This is a genomic window from Microbacterium sp. GXF0217 (assembly GCF_054798195.1).
Window position 1 is genome coordinate 595,182 of the sequence record NZ_JBSJZG010000002.1, and the last position, 15,889, is coordinate 611,070.

General features: G+C 69.6%; 17 protein-coding genes, 1 tRNA gene and 1 pseudogene. 13 read left to right on the forward strand and 6 right to left on the reverse strand.

Going from position 1 to position 15,889, the window contains the following annotated elements:
* Nucleotides 1–8 precede the first annotated feature (8 nt).
* The 4 genes and pseudogenes from ACWAT3_RS06070 to ACWAT3_RS06085 all read left to right on the forward strand — a co-directional run bounded on the left by ACWAT3_RS06070 (nt 9) and on the right by ACWAT3_RS06085 (nt 2,330).
* Nucleotides 9–371, forward strand: coding sequence for a cupin domain-containing protein (locus ACWAT3_RS06070; protein WP_460796718.1), 363 nt, complete (start codon nt 9–11; stop codon nt 369–371).
* A gap of 12 nt (nt 372–383) precedes the next feature.
* On the forward strand, nt 384–689 hold the full coding sequence (locus tag ACWAT3_RS06075) for a DUF4287 domain-containing protein (RefSeq protein WP_460796719.1): 306 nt from the start codon (nt 384–386) through the stop codon (nt 687–689).
* Nucleotides 686–1,330 (forward strand): annotated as a pseudogene (locus tag ACWAT3_RS06080) (dihydrofolate reductase family protein). The gene ACWAT3_RS06075 and the pseudogene ACWAT3_RS06080 overlap by 4 nt, the downstream one beginning before the upstream one ends.
* Before the next feature lie 46 nt (nt 1,331–1,376).
* Nucleotides 1,377–2,330 (forward strand): 1,4-dihydroxy-2-naphthoate polyprenyltransferase, encoded by a 954-nt coding sequence (locus tag ACWAT3_RS06085; protein ID WP_460796720.1) that lies wholly within the window; start codon nt 1,377–1,379, stop codon nt 2,328–2,330.
* A 47-nt stretch (nt 2,331–2,377) separates the two neighbouring features.
* On the opposite strand, the gene ACWAT3_RS06090 is transcribed toward ACWAT3_RS06085, so the two are convergent.
* The 3 genes from ACWAT3_RS06090 to ACWAT3_RS06100 all read right to left on the reverse strand — a co-directional run bounded on the left by ACWAT3_RS06090 (nt 2,378) and on the right by ACWAT3_RS06100 (nt 4,522).
* Nucleotides 2,378–2,647 carry a DUF4229 domain-containing protein gene (locus ACWAT3_RS06090; protein WP_460796722.1) on the reverse strand — a complete coding sequence of 90 codons (270 nt, stop codon included), beginning with the start codon at nt 2,645–2,647 and terminating at the stop codon, nt 2,378–2,380.
* A 61-nt stretch (nt 2,648–2,708) separates the two neighbouring features.
* Entirely contained in the window at nt 2,709–3,488 is a 780-nt protein-coding gene (locus ACWAT3_RS06095; RefSeq protein WP_460796723.1) for an ABC transporter permease, read from the reverse strand.
* Entirely contained in the window at nt 3,485–4,522 is a 1,038-nt protein-coding gene (locus ACWAT3_RS06100) for an ABC transporter ATP-binding protein (RefSeq protein WP_460796725.1), read from the reverse strand. Before ACWAT3_RS06100 ends, ACWAT3_RS06095 begins: the two co-directional genes overlap by 4 nt.
* A gap of 62 nt (nt 4,523–4,584) precedes the next feature.
* On the opposite strand from ACWAT3_RS06100, the gene ACWAT3_RS06105 reads away from it, so the two are divergent.
* Nucleotides 4,585–5,592 carry a helix-turn-helix transcriptional regulator gene (locus ACWAT3_RS06105; protein ID WP_460796726.1) on the forward strand — a complete coding sequence of 336 codons (1,008 nt, stop codon included), beginning with the start codon at nt 4,585–4,587 and terminating at the stop codon, nt 5,590–5,592.
* 69 nt (nt 5,593–5,661) lie between these two features.
* Nucleotides 5,662–5,737 (forward strand) — tRNA-Met (locus ACWAT3_RS06110).
* Nucleotides 5,738–5,913: 176 nt separating this feature from the next.
* Here ACWAT3_RS06110 and ACWAT3_RS06115 read toward each other — a convergent pair.
* Nucleotides 5,914–6,117: a CDGSH iron-sulfur domain-containing protein gene (locus tag ACWAT3_RS06115; protein WP_460796727.1), complete on the reverse strand. Its 204-nt coding sequence runs from the start codon at nt 6,115–6,117 to the stop codon at nt 5,914–5,916.
* Nucleotides 6,114–7,157, reverse strand: coding sequence for an iron-containing redox enzyme family protein (locus ACWAT3_RS06120; RefSeq protein WP_460796729.1), 1,044 nt, complete (start codon nt 7,155–7,157; stop codon nt 6,114–6,116). Before ACWAT3_RS06120 ends, ACWAT3_RS06115 begins: the two co-directional genes overlap by 4 nt.
* Before the next feature lie 193 nt (nt 7,158–7,350).
* Here ACWAT3_RS06120 and ACWAT3_RS06125 point away from each other — a divergent pair, with 193 nt between their 5' ends.
* Genes ACWAT3_RS06125 through ACWAT3_RS06135 form a run of 3 tightly spaced genes read left to right on the forward strand, consistent with a single transcriptional unit; the run spans nt 7,351 to nt 10,283 of the window.
* Complete coding sequence (locus tag ACWAT3_RS06125; RefSeq protein WP_460796731.1) at nt 7,351–7,695, forward strand: PLD nuclease N-terminal domain-containing protein; 345 nt, start codon at nt 7,351–7,353, stop codon at nt 7,693–7,695.
* Nucleotides 7,692–9,401, forward strand: coding sequence for a 2-succinyl-5-enolpyruvyl-6-hydroxy-3-cyclohexene-1-carboxylic-acid synthase (gene menD / locus ACWAT3_RS06130; RefSeq protein ID WP_460796733.1), 1,710 nt, complete (start codon nt 7,692–7,694; stop codon nt 9,399–9,401). Before ACWAT3_RS06125 ends, menD begins: the two co-directional genes overlap by 4 nt.
* Before the next feature lie 27 nt (nt 9,402–9,428).
* Entirely contained in the window at nt 9,429–10,283 is an 855-nt protein-coding gene (locus tag ACWAT3_RS06135; protein ID WP_460796735.1) for a PPK2 family polyphosphate kinase, read from the forward strand.
* A gap of 61 nt (nt 10,284–10,344) precedes the next feature.
* Here ACWAT3_RS06135 and ACWAT3_RS06140 read toward each other — a convergent pair whose 3' ends face one another.
* Nucleotides 10,345–11,589, reverse strand: a complete 1,245-nt coding sequence (locus tag ACWAT3_RS06140) for an isochorismate synthase (protein WP_460796736.1) — start codon at nt 11,587–11,589, stop codon at nt 10,345–10,347.
* Nucleotides 11,590–11,757: 168 nt separating this feature from the next.
* On the opposite strand from ACWAT3_RS06140, the gene ACWAT3_RS06145 reads away from it, so the two are divergent.
* From ACWAT3_RS06145 to ACWAT3_RS06160, 4 genes are all read left to right on the forward strand, one after another.
* A complete protein-coding gene (locus ACWAT3_RS06145) occupies nt 11,758–12,348 on the forward strand; it encodes a DUF402 domain-containing protein (protein WP_460796738.1) in 591 nt (196 codons plus the stop codon).
* Nucleotides 12,349–12,513: 165 nt separating this feature from the next.
* On the forward strand, nt 12,514–13,377 hold the full coding sequence (locus ACWAT3_RS06150; RefSeq protein WP_460796797.1) for a class I SAM-dependent methyltransferase: 864 nt from the start codon (nt 12,514–12,516) through the stop codon (nt 13,375–13,377).
* A gap of 36 nt (nt 13,378–13,413) precedes the next feature.
* Nucleotides 13,414–14,475, forward strand: coding sequence for a polyprenyl synthetase family protein (locus ACWAT3_RS06155; RefSeq protein ID WP_460796740.1), 1,062 nt, complete (start codon nt 13,414–13,416; stop codon nt 14,473–14,475).
* A 30-nt stretch (nt 14,476–14,505) separates the two neighbouring features.
* The gene (locus ACWAT3_RS06160) at nt 14,506–15,876 is read left to right on the forward strand and encodes an FAD-dependent oxidoreductase (RefSeq protein ID WP_460796741.1); all 1,371 of its coding nucleotides are present in this window, start codon (nt 14,506–14,508) and stop codon (nt 15,874–15,876) included.
* Nucleotides 15,877–15,889 lie beyond the last annotated feature (13 nt).

Genomic DNA, 15,889 nt, shown 5'->3' on the forward strand with positions numbered 1-15,889 from the left:
CTGGAGCCATGAACAGCAGAACTCTTCCCGAGGGGGTCGTCGCCGTAGCGGACATCCGCATGGGAGCCAGCCGCAGCCGCAGGTTCGTCGGAGCAGAGCATGACGCCGACGTCTCCTACTTCTACGTCGAGAACCAGCCGGGCGAAGGGCCGGGGTTGCACTGGCATCCCTACTCCGAGACCTGGGTGGTGCTGGATGGGAGCGCCCGCATCACACGCGGCGACGAGACCTTCGACGCGATCGCCGGCGACACCGCCACCGTCGCGCCCTTCGTACCGCACGCCTTCGTCAACGCCGGAACCGGCGTGCTGCGCATCCTCTGCATCCACGCATCCGCCATCATGATCCAGACGTTCCTCGACCAGGCATAACCAGGAGACCCCATGTCCTTCCAGGCATACCTCGACAACATCGAGACCAAGACCGGCCTCACGCCGCGCCAGTTCATCGACCTCGCAACCGAGAAGGGATTCGGCGCCGACACCAAGGCGGCTCCGATCCTGGAATGGCTGAAGACCGACTACGACCTCTCGCGCGGCTACGGCATGGCCCTCGTGCACGTGATCACGAAGGGTCCGCAGATCAGCAGCAAGCACGTCGGGTCCGACGGTGCGCATGCCGACCCCGCGGACACGCTGTGGCTCGACGGCAAGGCCACGAACCCGAACGACGCGAAGGCAGGCGCATGACCGTCCGCGTCGATCTCAACATCTCCCTCGACGGCTTCGCCGCCACCGCAGACCAGACCCCGGATGACCCGATCGGGAAGGACTGGATGCGCCTCGTCGCGGCCTACACCGCGACACGCACGATGCAGTAGCGCGTCTTCGGCGAAGCATCGGGGGCCGGCACGACCGGTGTGGAGGAGAAGTACGCGGCCGCGTACTTCGAGGGGATCGGCGCCGAGATCATGGGGGCCGGCATGTTCGGCCTGCACATCTACGGCGACGATCCCGAGTGGCGCGGATGGTGGGGTGAGGAACCGCCCTTCGCGTGCCCGGTCTTCGTGCTCACGCATACTCCGCGTCCGTCGATCGAGTTCGACAACGGCACAGCGTTCCATTTCGTGGATGCCGAGCCCGCGGACGTTCTCCACCGGGCGGTCGAAGCCGCGGGCGGCGCCGACGTGCGCATCGGCGGTGGCATCGAAGTCGTGCGGCAGTTCCTCGCCGCGGGGCTCGTCGATCGGCTGCACGTCGCGGTCGTCCCGATCGTGCTCGGCCAGGGCACCCGGCTCTGGGACGGCATGCGCGGACTCGAGGACGGCTATGCCGTGACGGCTGAGGTGGCAGAGAGCGGCGTGACGCACCTCACGTTCCAGCGCTCCTGACGTCGGCTGCCACGGGGCACATCGGCGCGGCCACTATGATTCCTCCGTGGCGTCCAGCAAGCGATCTTCTCAGAAGCGTCCCCGTACGAGCGGCAACCCGGCGAAGCGACCCATCGTCGAGGCGCCCCCGGTCACGTTCGGCGACTGGGTGGGCGCGGCGCGGCTGCGGACCCTTCCGCTCGCCGTCGCTCCGGTCGTCATCGGCACCGGCGCCGCGCAGATCGTCGACACGGCCCTGCACTGGGTCATCGCGCTCGCGTGCCTCGCGGTCGCCGTCTTGCTGCAGATCGGTGTGAACTTCGCGAACGACTACTCCGACGGCATCCGGGGCACCGATGCGCACCGGGTGGGACCCGCGCGCCTGACGGCGTCCGGTCGCGTCTCCGCGAAGAGCGTGCTGATCGTCTCGCTCGTCTTCTTCGGCCTCGCCGCCGTCGCCGGGATCGCGATCGTGATCCGCACGCAGCAGTGGTGGATGCTGGCGGTCGGCGCCGTCTGCATCATCGCGGCCTGGTTCTACACCGGCGGCAAGCGCCCGTACGGCTACTTCGGCCTGGGCGAGGTGTTCGTCTTCGTCTTCTTCGGGCTCGTCGCCACGCTCGGCACGACCTGGGTGCAGGCGTTCGCACTGCCGCAGGAGGCGTGGCTCGGCGCGATCGCGGCCGGCCTGTTCGCGTGCGCCGTGCTGCTCGCCAACAACCTGCGCGACATCGATCAGGACAGGGTGGCCGGCAAGCGCACGCTCACGGTGCTGATCGGCCGACGCGCGACGCAGGTGCTGTTCACGCTGTTCCTGATCGTGCCGTTCGCGATCTCGACCTTCATCGCGCTGCTGTACCCGATCGCCTGGCTGACGCTGCTCGCGCTGCTGGCTGGTCTTCCCGCGCTGGCGATCGTGTGGAGCTATCGCAAGGCCGGCGAGCTCGTGATCGCGCTCGGGCTCACGTCGCTCACGGCACTGCTCTACGCGGGCGGACTGTACTGGGCTTTCGTCGGCTGACGCCCACGGTCGTCGGCTGACGCGGGTTCACGCGCCCGACGCCGGCCTCACTCGGTGGCGGCGTCCTCCGCTGCGGCGTCGTCCGCGGCCGTGCGTCCCTGCCCGGCGGCGCGCCGCTCGTGGAACTCGGAGGACGCATCCGAGAGGGGCTTGCGCAGGAACAGGAACGAGATGCTCATTCCGATCAGCGCGGCGAAGATCGCGGTGAGCCACCAGTACTCCCGCAGGATCGGGAAGAACAGCCACATGATCGCGAGCGGAACGACGAACGCCAGCAGGCGCAGCACGGAGTACACGAGGAGAGGCGGGATCTTCACGCGCCAAGTCTAGGCGGCGCGCCTGTGCGGCATCCGGGGATCGGATGCCGCACAGGAGGCGTCAGCTGCTGCGTCGGATCGCGCGGATGCCGACGAGCAGCCCGACCACGGCCACGGCGATGCCCGCCAGGCAGCCCCAGAGGATCGAGGGGTTCGCGTAGTCGCCGGCGAACAGTGCGCGCTCCGCCTGCACGACCCAGTTGACGGGGTTCACTCCGGCGACGACGCGCATCCATCCTGGGCCGTCGTCGAGGGGGAGAAGCATGCCGGAGAGGATGAGCAGCGGGAAGATCAGCGACTGCTGCACGCCCCAGAACAGCCATTCGCGGTCCTTGGTCGCCAGCGCGAGTGCGTAGGACAGCGAGCCCAGCCCGACACCGAAGACCGCGAGCAGCGCCAGGCCGGCGAGCAATCCGAGCGGATTGATCGTGAAGCCGAAGGGCCAGGCGATGAGCACGATGATCAACGCCTGCACCACGATCGGCGCGATCTCCTTCAGCGCGCGGCCGACCAGCAGCGAGGACCGTCCGAGCGGCGCGACGAGCGTGCGCTCGTGCGAACCGGTCATCATCTCGTACTGCAGATTCGAGCCGGTCGCGCCGGTGCCGAACAGCACGATCATCACGAGCACGCCGGGCACGAACCACTGCAGCGTCTCGCCGGCGGGCTGCCCGGACGAGCCGATCAGCAGGGGCGCGAACAGCCCGAGGAACACGAGCGGCTGCAGCAGGCTGAAGATCAGGGTGAACGGATCCCGCAGGGTCGGCCGCAGTTCCCTGGCCAGCACGTTGCGGGTGTCGCGCACGAGGTTCGCGCGGACGAGGGTGTCGGGGTTCGTCATGAGAGTGCTCCTGTCGTGATGGTCGTCTCGGCGTCGTTGTCGCCTGTGTCGGACGTGGCCTCTCCGCCCTCGCCGGCTTCGCGCAGCGTGCGTCCGGTGAGGGCGAGGAAGACGTCGTCGAGGGTGGGTGGGACGCCCGTGGCGCGGGTGACCGCGATGCCCGCGGCGTCGAGCTCGCGCACGATCACCGGCAGCAGGCGATCGCCGTCGGGAACCGTCAGCGAGAGCGACGCGTTCTCGCGCGCGACCTCACGCGGCGTGAGCCGAGCGACGATGGGCTGCGCGGTCGCAGCCTGTGCCGCATCCGCGAACCCGAAGGTGAGCACGTCGCCCGCGAGCGTCGCCTTGAGCGCATCGGCCTGGTCGTCCGCGATGATGCGGCCGCGGTCCATGACCATGACGCGTTCCGCGTAGCGGTCGGCCTCCTCGAGATAGTGCGTGGTCAGGAAGACCGTCGTGCCGTGCTGGCGGCGCAGCTGGAGGATGTGCTCCCATAGGTTGGCGCGGCTCTGCGGATCGAGGCCCGTCGACGGCTCGTCCAGGAAGAGCAGCGGCGGGGCGTGCATGAGTCCCAGCGCGATGTCGAGTCGGCGCTTCTGTCCGCCGCTGAGCTGCTGGACCGTGCGGCCGACGAACCCACCGAGATCGAGCGACTCGATCAGCTCGTCCGCGCGTCGGATGCTGTCGCGCCGGCTCATCCCGTAGAAGGCGCCCTGACTGAGCAGCTCGTCGCGCACGCGCTGGGCGAAGCTGCCGCTCGTGAGCTGGCCGACGTATCCGATCCGGGCTCGTACCCCGGCGGCATCCGATCGGATGTCGTGTCCGACCACGCGCGCCGTACCGGAGGTGGGAGGGATGAGGGTCGTGAGCATGCGCAGGCTGGTGGACTTGCCGGCGCCGTTCGGCCCGAGGAAGGCGACGAGTTCGCCCCGGGTCGCTGCGAAGGTGAGGTCCGTGACGGCGGCGACCTCGGCCTTCTTGACGGTGAAGACCTTGGTCAGGCCCTCGGTCTCGATGATGTGTTCGTCAGTCATGCGACGAGAGTAGAGAACGATGAGGACAGATCCTGTCCTCATCGTCTGGCAATCTTGACGGCATGACCGATACCACCTCCCGCGCCCTGGCTCTGCTGAATCTGCTGCAGACGCACCGCCACTGGTCCGGCGCAGAACTCGCCAGGCGGCTCGAGGTCACCGAGCGGACCGTGCGCCGGGACGTCGATCGCCTGCGCGAGCTCGGGTACCGTGTCGAGTCGGCTCCGGGATCGGCCGGCGGGTATCGGCTCGAAGCGGGCAGTGCCGTCCCACCGCTGCTGCTCACGGACGACGAGGCCGTGACGATGGCGATCGGACTGCGGGTCGCGGCGACGCAGCAGCTCGTCGGCGGTGCCGAAGTGACGCTCACGGCGCTCGCCAAGCTCGAGCAGGTGCTGCCGGCCGAGCTGCGGCGACGGGTCAATGCGCTCGCCGGAACAGTGCAGCCCCCGCGCGTCGGCGAGGGGCCCGTCGTGTCGCCGGTGGTGCTGGGGGAGCTCGCGCTCGCCGCCCGCGACAGCGAGCGCGTGCGGCTGCGGTACACCGACGGGCAGGGTGCGCAGAGCATCCGCCGGGTCGAACCGCACGTCCTGTCTCCCGCCGGTCGCAACTGGTACCTGCTGTGCTGGGACATCGAGCGCGAGGACTGGCGGACGTTCCGCGTCGACCGGATCGAGGATGTGGAGCACACCCGTGTGCTCTTCGCGCGTCGCGACATCACGGACGAGGAGGTCGCCGAGCGGATCCTCATCGCGACGTCGTGGTCGCCGCAGAAGGTCGAGGCGGATGTGGTCATGGATCTGCCGCTGGAGCAGATGCAGGAGCACTTCGGCGTCTGGGCGCAGGGCGCCACGGCGGAGAGCGCTGACCGCACGCGTTGGCCGATCGGCGGCGGGGACTGGCGGGAGGCGCTGTACGGGATGCTGTACATCCCGCCGGGTGTCGACTACGTCACGGACTTCCCTGAGCCGGGGCGCGCCGAGCTGCGCGAATCCCTCTCGCGGGTGCTGAAGGCTCTGGATGACGAGCCGCCGGTGCCGCGTCATCCCGCGTCATCCGATGACTCATAGGGTTATCCCAGCTTGCGCCACTGGCCCCGGAGATCACGGGCCGGTAACGTCGATCGCGTTGCAAGACATCGCGGCGATCCGGGCGGTCCCGGGCTCCAGTTCATACCTGAGAGCGCTGCGGGTTCGACTCCCGCCGTCGCGTCCACTTCAGAAGATCCCATGCGTGTGGCCGCACCTCGTCGTGTTCGCGTGCGCATGTGACGTCGACCGCGGACTCAACCCCGTCGATGCCCGCCGGCGTGCAGGGACGTCCGGCGGCGTCGGAAGGCCTGACGCAGACGATCGGGACGGCGCGAACGCGCCGTCCCGATCTGGCCGATCTCAGTCACCCTCCGTACGGAAGCCGGCCGCCTTGTGCGTCCCATCGCAGAACGGTTTGATCGCCGAGAGCCCGCACCGGCACAGGGCGATCGTGCTCCGGTGTCGCTCGACGGGCTCGCCGTCCGGGGTGCGCAGGTCGACGTCTCCGCGCACGAGCAAGGGCCCGTCCGGATAGGGCGTGATGGTCGCGCGCTCGCCGGTCATGAGCGCGCGCCCGTTCGCAACGAGGATTCTCCGTGCGACCAGGAATCCAGCATCCGCTGTCCGACCCAGCCGTCGACGGTCAGGCAGGCGGCGGCGCCGAACATGATGTCGGCCAGCAGATCGGGGCGATCCTCGGCCAGGGCGCCGGCGAGGTCTCGCGCAGCGATCTGCTCGTGGACGGCATCCGCTTCGACGTGCTCGTCGAAGTAGTCCGTGACGTCCTCCTCGAACCCGAGCCGACGCAGCCCGTCGGCGTACATGCGGTTCGGGATCGACGACGTCATCTCGAACGCGGCGAGATGGCCGACGATCGCTCCGAGCAGGCGGCGGTTGAGCCCGAACATCGACATCATGTTGTGCGAGGCCAGCGTCACAGCGGGGACGTCGTCGACATAGGTCCCGTAGGCGTCGTCGAGGCCTGCCCCGCGCAGGGATGCCGCGAAGATCGTGGCGTGGACCCGGTCGGGCCGTCCGCCTCCGTACTCGTCGGCCTGGATCTCGACCAGCGCCGCCTTCGCGCGGCCGTGCAGGCGTGGGATCGCCCAGGAATGCGGGTCGGCTTCCCGGAGGGTGTAGACGGACCGCTGGATGAGGAATTCGCGGGCCTGCTCCGCCGTCGCGGTTCTCGCGAGGTGACGCGACAGGCTCGGCCCGGAGTCCGCCGCCGCGAGAGCGAACAGCGACCGGGCGACGGCGTCGGCCGTGCAGGACGGCAGCTCGGGCGGTGAGACCTGCGCACGCAGAGCCTGCTCGAACGCCTCCTCGAGCGTCCGTCGTGTCGCGATCAGCGCAGGATCCCATTCCTTCTCCGCCGAGAACGATTCGATCGAGCCGTAGGAGGAGGCGTACAGCGCGAAGAGGGCGAGTTGGATGTCGTCGTCGTGGACGATGTCCGTCGTCTGCGCGAGTGCCCGCGCAGCCAGCTCGCCGTGGTCGCTGTCGGTTGATTCCCCGCAGAGGTGCTGAAGGATGGCGTCGCTGAGCGGACCGCGCCCGGAGAACGGGAGGCAGACGGCGGGATCGACAGCGGTGAGCGACACGATGATCTCCGATCCTGAGGACGATCGGCGGGTCCCGATCCAGATGCTCGCAGTCTCTCGCTCGCAAGTGCGGGCGGGAACGGCCTTGACCGGCGGCCGGGGGACAGGCTACGAGAGGGCGGGCGACGCCCCGTGTGCGACGAAGACCCCCCGTGTGCGGCCGACGTGCAGACAAGCGGCCTAGACTGGGGCCGTGGTTCGACTGTTGTTCATCGGAGGCCTGCTGGCCCTCGTCTTCTGGGTGTTCAGCATCGTCGATTGCGCAGTGCAGCCGGCGACGCGGCATCGTGGTGTGTCCAAGGGCGTCTGGATCGCGATCGTGGTTCTGATCCCGGTCATCGGCGGCATCCTCTGGTTCACGATCGGCCGCCACCGCGCGGATGGCAAGGGCGTGGCGCGCTCTGTCGCACCGGATGACGACCCGGAGTTCCTGCGCAGCATCAGCAAGACCGAGCAGGACGACCGCATCCGCCGCCTTGAGGAAGAACTCGCCCGCCTGGACGACGAGAACGACGGCCCGGCGGAACCACGGTCGTGACGGCCTCTCCGGCCACGGATGCCGCGGCGTCCCTGATCGCTTCGCTCATCGCGCACGGGGTGCGTGACGTCGTGATCTCGCCGGGGTCGCGCTCACAGGCGCTTGCGCTCGCCGCCACGCACTTCGCCCGGCAGGGGTCGTTGCGCGTGCACGTGCGGATCGACGAGCGGGTCGCCGGCTTCACCGCGCTCGGCCTCGCCCGAGAACAGCGCGTGCCGGCTGCCGTCATCTGCACGTCAGGCACCGCCGTGGCGAACCTGCTGCCCGCAGTCATGGAGGCGTTCCACGCCGGAGTTCCGCTGCTGCTGCTGACCGCCGACCGGCCGCCTGAGTTGCGCGGCGTCGGAGCGAATCAGGCCACCATCCAGCCCGGAATGCTCGAGCCCTTCGTCCGCCTCAGTGTCGACGCACCCGTGCCCGGAGACGATAACGCGTACGACTGGGCCGCGCTCGGAGCGCAGGCCGTCTCCGTCGCCCTCGGGACGAACGGCGCGCCTGACTCACTCGCGGCTCCGCCGTCCACGGCGCCGGTGCTCACAGGCGTTGCCGGACCCGTCCATCTGAATCTCCCGTCCCGCGAGCCGCTGTCGGCGGCGCTCGCGTCGTCCGTGACGGCGACGCCGGGGCCGGCCCCCGTCGCAGCCCAGATGCCACCGCTCGAGGTGCACCACGGACCGCGGACAGTGGTCATCGCAGGAGCCGATGCCGGGCCGGAGGCCGAGGCGATCGCGCACGCCGGCGACTGGCCGCTCGTTGCCGAGATCGTCAGCGGCGCACGCTTCGGACGCAATCTCGTGCACGGGTATCGCGAACTCCTCAGGGAGGAGTCGCTCGGCGGCCGCGTCGAGCGCGCGATCGTGCTCGGGCATCCGACGCTCAGTCGCGAGGTGACCGCGCTGCTGCGTCGCACCGATCTGGACGTCATCGCGGTGCGATCCGGTGGCGAGGAGCTGAATCTCAACGGACGGACGACCGCGGCGGCATCCGTCGTCATGGCGGAGGGCGAGCCCGACTGGTCGTGGCTCAGCGCGTGGCGGGCGGCGTCGGCCGCGGCATCCGTCGACCTGTCCGAGCCGGCCCCCGACACCGACGGTCTGTTGTCCGCCGACGCCGCGACCCGGCGCGATGCGGTCGGCGTCGAACTCGCCGCCGTCCGGCGTCCGCTGGACAGGGCGCTGCTCGCGGATGCCGTCTGGCGGGCGACGTGGCCGCACGATCGGCTCGTGTTCGGGTCCTCCCGACTGGTCCGCGTGGCCGACGCGCTGCTGCAGGGCAAGAAGATCCCGGTGCATGCCAATCGCGGTCTCGCCGGCATCGACGGCACGATCGCGACGGCCACCGGCATCGCGCTCGCGAGCCAGGCAGACGGAGCCGCAGGGATCACCCGCGTCCTGCTCGGAGATGTCACGTTCCTGCACGACGTCGGGGCGCTGCTGCTCCCGCCGGACGAAGCCGAACCGCGCCTGCAGGTGATCGTCGGCAACGACCGCGGCGGCACGATCTTCGACGCACTCGAAGTCGCATCCGAGGCGCCGGGCGTCGATCTCGACCGCGCGTTCTACACGCCGCACACCGTGGGCATCGAGCACCTCGCGCGCGCATACGGCTGGGAGTATCAGCGGGTCACAACCCGCACGGCACTCGATCAGGCGCTCACGACGCCGGCCGGCGGTCGTCAGATCATCGAGGTTCCACTCGAGCGCTGAGCGGTTCGCTTCCGGCAAGATGGGCGCATGAGCACACATGGCTGGCATGCCGCGGCATCCGAGATCCTGCGCGTGGGCGAGGGGTTCCGCCTCTCGGATGTCGACCCGGACGGTGCCCCGGGGTACCGGGGTGACAAGCATTCCGCAGCGAAGGATCTCGCCACGCGCGTGCAGGATCTCGACGAGCTGCAGGAGCGGCTGTGGGCGCAGAGCCGCTCCGGCGATACGCAGGATGCCGTGCTGCTCGTGCTGCAGGCGATGGATTCCGCCGGCAAGGGCGGGATCGTCCGTCATGTCGTCGGCGGTGTCGATCCGCAGGGTGTCGAGCTCGCCGCCTTCAAGGCGCCGACCGACGAGGAGCGCGCGCACGACTTCCTCTGGCGGGTCGAGAAGCGCCTGCCCGAACCCGGATACATCGGCGTCTTCGACCGCTCGCACTATGAGGACGTGCTGATCGGCAAGGTACGGTCCCTCGCCGATGCCGCCGAGATCGACCGCCGATACGACGCGATCAACGAGTTCGAGGCGCGGGTCGCGGCATCCGGAACCCGCATCGTCAAGGTCATGCTGCACATCTCGCAGGACGAGCAGAAGGAGCGGCTCATGGAGCGGCTCGATCGCCCGGACAAGCACTGGAAGTACAACCCGGGCGACGTCGACGAGCGGATGCTGTGGCCGGCGTACATGGACGCCTACCAGGCCGTGTTCGACCGGACATCGACGGATGCCGCGCCCTGGCACGTCGTCCCGGCGAACCGCAAATGGTACGCGCGCCTCGCCGTGCAGGAGCTGCTGCTCACGGCGCTGCAGGACATCGACCCCAAGTGGCCGGCGGCGGACTTCGACGTGGATGCCGAAAGGGCGAGGCTCGCCGCGAGCTGAGTGCGCGGCGGTGGTCGGGTCCGGCGTCGCTGTCGTGCGACCTCGATGCGTCGGCCGCCGGCTACGCCAGCGCGTCGACCAGCGGGCGGAACTTCACACGCGTCTCCAGCAGCTCCGTCTCCGGATCGCTGCCCGCCACGATCCCAGCGCCCGCGTACGCGGTGACCGGAATCGCGGCGCCCGCGGCATCCGTCCCGAACTGGGCGCAGCGCAGCGCGATGGCCCACTCGCCGTTGCCCGCGGCATCCACCCAGCCGACCGGCCCGGCGTAGCGGCCGCGGTCGAACGGCTCGAGCTCGCGGATGGCGGCGATCGCGGCATCCGTCGGGGTGCCGGCGACAGCGGCCGTCGGATGCAGCACGCCGATCAGATCCAGTGCCGACTCGCCGTCGGCCAGCTCGCCCTCGACGTCGGTCGCGAGGTGGAACAGGTTCGGCAGCTTCAGCAGGAACGGCTGCTCGCTCGCCGCCATCGCCCGCACATGCGGGCGCAGCGCGACGAGCAGGCTCTGCACCGCGTACTGGTGCTCGTCGAGATCCTTGGTGCTGGACGCGAGGGATGCCGACGCGACCGTGTCGGCATCCGGATCCGCCCCTCGCCCGATTGTGCCGGCGAGCACGCGCGCGGTCACCGAGCGATCCTGCGCTGTGACGAGCGTCTCGGGGCTCGCACCGATCAGTCCGTCGACGGCGAAAGTCCAGGTGTCGGGGTATCCGGCGGACAGCGCGCGGACGAGCCGGCGCAGGTCGGATCCGGCGGGAATCGTCCCGGCGAGGTCGCGCGCGAGGACGACCTTGCTCAGTTCGCCGCCCGCGATGCGGTCGAGCGCCGCGCCCACGGACGCCTGGTACCCCTCAGGGGTTTGCGCGCCCGGGCCGACGGTCCCCGCCCAGTGCGGCCCGTACGCGGTCTCGGCGAGCGGGGCGTCGAGATCTCCGATGCGGGTGATCCAGCTGCGGCCCTGACGCTTGCCGATGATGATCGACGGCACGATCAGGATGCTGTCGGCATCCGAATCCTCATCGAAGGTCAGCGCACCGAAGGCGACGAGGCCTGTGCCGGGGAGGTCGACGGCATCATCGATCTCGGCATCCGCGCAGAGCGTGCGCCAGGCTTCGGACGCGATCGCGGCGCGGGAGGATCCTTCGTCGGCGGGGATGCGGATCACGGCGGCGATCCCCGATCCTGCCGCGACGATCCCATCGCCGCGGCGCAGCCAGGCGAGGGGAGCGGCGGGGGCGGCATAGGTCAGCAGATCCTCGAGGGGTTCGATCTCGCGGGTTTGCACGACCAGGGTGTTGCTCACCCCTCCAGGATATGACCGTTGCGCGGCGCCACCGCCGGTACGCCTGCACGACCCGGGAACAGATGCACGGCCGTTTCGCGGATTCGGTCGTGCAGGTGTTCCCTGGTCGTGCAACTGTCCCCGGCCAGGGCGGGCGCGACGGCGACGACCGCCCCATAGGCTGGCACGATGAACGACCGCCCTGCACCCGGCACCGAGATGATCTTCCAGTGGCGCAAATGGGACGGCTCGCCGCACTGGCGCCACGAGAGTGTCTACCTCGGGTCGGATGCCTGGGGTGACTGGATCGGCCAACCGGTCGGGTTCCACAGTGCCCGGCCGGGTGCGGCCTTCGGCGCCGACGTCCCGAACGTCACGCTGATCCCGGCGATCGATCACGTCGGTCAGCGCGACAAGGTCACGCTGCTCCCGGCCTCCGCCGACTTCGCGCTGACCGTGAATCGCGATCACCCCCGCGACCTCCGCATCTACATCGACCTCGCCTGGGACGTCCGCTGGGAGTCGCCGCTGCTCGCCACCGGCATCGACATGGACCTCGACGTCATCCGCCGCACGAACGACGAAGGAACCTACGTCGACGACCGCGACGAGTGGGCCGACCACAGCGCCAGGTACGGATACCCCGCCGACGTCATGGAGCACCTCGAAGCGCTGACTCTCGATCTCGAGGACCGCGTGCGTCGCCAGGTCGCTCCGTTCGACGACGCGACAGGGGATGCCTGGCTCGACCGCCTCGTCGCTCTCGGCCTCGATCGCTGAACGGCCCCCGGTTGTTCGCTGGGTGACGGCCGAGTCACCCTTCGTCTTCCGCGGTACACCTGCACGACCCGGGAACGGATGCACGACAGTTTCCCCGATTCAGCCGTGCAGGTGTTCCCGGGTCGTGCAGCTGTCCCAGGCTGCGCCCCGTTCACCCGCCATAGACTGAGGAGCGTGACTGAGCCCAACCGCGCCGATCTCGGCAAGGACCCGTCGCGCGTCAGCGGCATGTTCGACCAGGTCGCCGAAGGATACGACCGCACCAACGTCGTCATGACCTTCGGCAACGATGCGCTGTGGCGCGCGGCATCCACCCGGGCGGTCGACCCGAAGCCGGGGGAGCGCATCCTCGACCTGGGAGCCGGAACGGCGTCGTCGTCGGCATCCCTCGCCCGCAGCGGAGCCGAGGTCGTCGCCGCCGACTTCTCACCGGGGATGCTGGCCGAAGGCCGCCGCCGCCACGGTCACCTGCCGAACCTGTCGTTCGTCGAGGCCGACGCCACCGATCTGCCGTTCGAGGATGCCGAGTTCGACGCCGTCACGATGTCCTACAGCCTGCGCAACGTGCAGGATCCGAAGAAGGCGATCCGCGAGCTGTACCGGGTGACCAAGCCGGGTGGGCGCGTCGTGATCAACGAGTTCTCCACGCCGCCGAACCCGATCTTCCGCGGACTCTACCGGTTCTACAACGCGCAGATCCTGCCGCGCGTCGCGCGCGTGGCCGGCACCAATTCCGACGCGTACGACTACTTGAACGAGTCGATCCGCGACTGGCCGGATCAGAAGGCGCTCGCCGCGTGGATCCGGGATGCCGGATGGATCGACGTCGCGCACCGCAACCTCAGCCTCGGCATCGTCGCTCTTCATCGCGCCACCAAGCCGAAGTCCGTGGTCGCCGAGCCGCAGCCGACCACGACTCCGAAGCGCAAGCCCGCCGCCAAGCCAGCCGCGGGCTCCAAGCCCGCCGCCAAGGCCAAGCGCGCCACCCCCGCCCCGGCGTCGGCCCCCACCCCCGAGAAATCCGACTGACCTTTCGACCCAGGCCATGCGGGTAGGCTGACAGACGTGACTTCGAGCCCTACCGCTCCGGGTTCGCGCCTGGCGAGCCGACTCGGCTTCAGCGACCGCGTCTTCATCGGCCCCGCTGCCCGCCGCGTCGCGCGAGAGATCGAGGACGGCCTCGAACTGGTCGAAGAGGGACTCGCGGTCGACCTGCGCGTCGCGGACTCCGTGGCGGATGCCGCGAGCCGCTACCTCCTCGAAGCAGGCGGCAAGCGCGTGCGCCCGGTGCTGACGCTGCTGACCGCCCAGCTCGGCGACGGCAACACCCCCACGGTCATCGACATCGCCAAGGCGCTGGAGATGACGCACCTCGGCTCGCTCTACCACGATGACGTCATGGACGGCGCCGACCGCCGCCGTGGCGTCCCGGCCGCGCACGCGGTGTGGGGCAACAGCGTGGCGATCCTCACCGGAGACATCCTGTTCTCCCGCGCCAGCCAGCTCATGTCGAAGTACGGCGATCGTGCCATCCGCCTCCAGGCCGACACGTTCGAGCGTCTGGTTCTCGGCCAGCTGCACGAGACCGTCGGTGCGCAGCCGGGCGACGACCCCATCGAGTTCTACATCCAGGTGCTCGCCGACAAGACCGGATCCCTCATCGCGGCAGCGACGCAGGCCGGTGCGCTGTTCTCGAACGCGCCGGCGGAGTACCACGAGCCGCTGCGCGTCTACGGCGAGAAGGTCGGCGTCGCCTTCCAGCTCATCGACGATGTGATCGATCTGTCGGCCAAGCCCGAGGACACCGGCAAGGTTCCTGGCACTGATCTCCGCGCCGGGGTGCCGACGATGCCCTACCTCCTGCTCAAGGCTCGAGAGGATGCCGAGGCGCAGGCCCTCGCGGCCCGCATCGACGACGGGGTCGCCCGCATCGCGGAGGGCGCCGACCCGAGCATCCTCGACCAGCCGCTGGCCGATTTGCGCGACCACGCCGTGACGCAGCAGACCCTCGAACTCGCCCGCACGTGGACGGACGACGCGATCGCCGTGCTCGCTCCGCTCCCCAAGGGCACCGTCCGCGAGGCGCTGACGCGTTTCGCCGATACCCTCGCCGACCGCAGCAGCTGACGCGGTCACCGCAGCATCCGAAAGGCAAACATGACCAAGCTCAGGCTGGCCATCGTCGGGGCAGGCCCCGCTGGCATCTACGCGGCGGACATCCTGCTCAAGACCGAGCGCTCCTTCGACGTCTCAATCGACCTGTTCGAGCACCTGCCTGCCCCGTACGGGCTCGTCCGCTACGGCGTCGCGCCGGATCACCCGCGCATCAAGGGCGTCATCAACGCGCTGCGCGACGTGCTCGATCGCGGAGACATCCGCATCTTCGGCAACGTGCACTTCGGCGAGGACATCACGCTCGCCGACCTCAAGAAGCACTACAACGCGGTGATCTTCGCCACCGGCGCGATCCGCGACACGAACCTCGACATTCCGGGGGTCGACGCCGAGGGCTCCTTCGGTGCCGCCGACTTCGTGAGCTGGTTCGACGGGCACCCGGACTTCCCGCGCGACTGGACGCTGGATGCCGAATCGGTCGCCGTGCTCGGCAACGGCAACGTCGCCCTCGACGTGGCGCGCATCCTCGCCAAGCACGCCGAGGACCTCCTGCCGACCGAGATCCCGGACAACGTGCACGCCGGACTCGAGGCGTCGAAGGTCACGGATGTCCACGTCTTCGGACGTCGCGGCCCGGCGCAGGTGAAGTTCACGCCGCTCGAACTCCGCGAGCTCGGCGAGCTGCGCGATGTCGACATGGTCGTGTACGACGAGGACTTCGACTACGACGAGGCGTCCAGGGCCGCCGTCGAGAGCAACAAGCAGGTCAAGGTCATCGACCGCGTCCTGCAGCAGTGGCGCACCCGGCCGGGGGCGAACAATGCCGGTGGTGAGGCATCCCGTCGTCTGCATCTGCACTTCTGGGCGCGCCCGGTGGAGATCAAGAAGGATGCCGAGGGCCGCGTCGCCGCGATCGTCTACGAGCGCACCCAGCCCGACGGCTCCGGCGGTGTGCAGGGGACGGGCGAGCTGCGCGAGGTCGCGATCGGTCAGCTGTACCGCGCGATCGGCTACTTCGGGTCGCCCCTGAAGGACGTGCCGTTCGACAAGAAGCACGGCGTGATCCCGAACCACGAGGGCCAGGTGCTCGCGAAGGATTCCAACGAGCGCGTCCCAGGCGTGTACGCGACCGGCTGGATCAAGCGCGGACCCGTCGGCCTGATCGGGCACACGAAGTCCGACGCGATGGAGACCGTGCAGCACCTCGTCAACGACCAGGGCTCATGGTGGCAGCCGGAGGACCCGTCCGAGGACGCGATCCCCGCACTGCTCGCATCGCGCGGCGTGGCCTGGACCGACCTCGACGGCTGGCACCGCCTCGACCAGCACGAGATCGCACTCGGCGCCCCGCATGATCGTGCCCGCATCAAGGTCGTCGACCGCGACGAGATGGTGCAGATCTCCCGCGACTGAGTCGGTCGGCTTC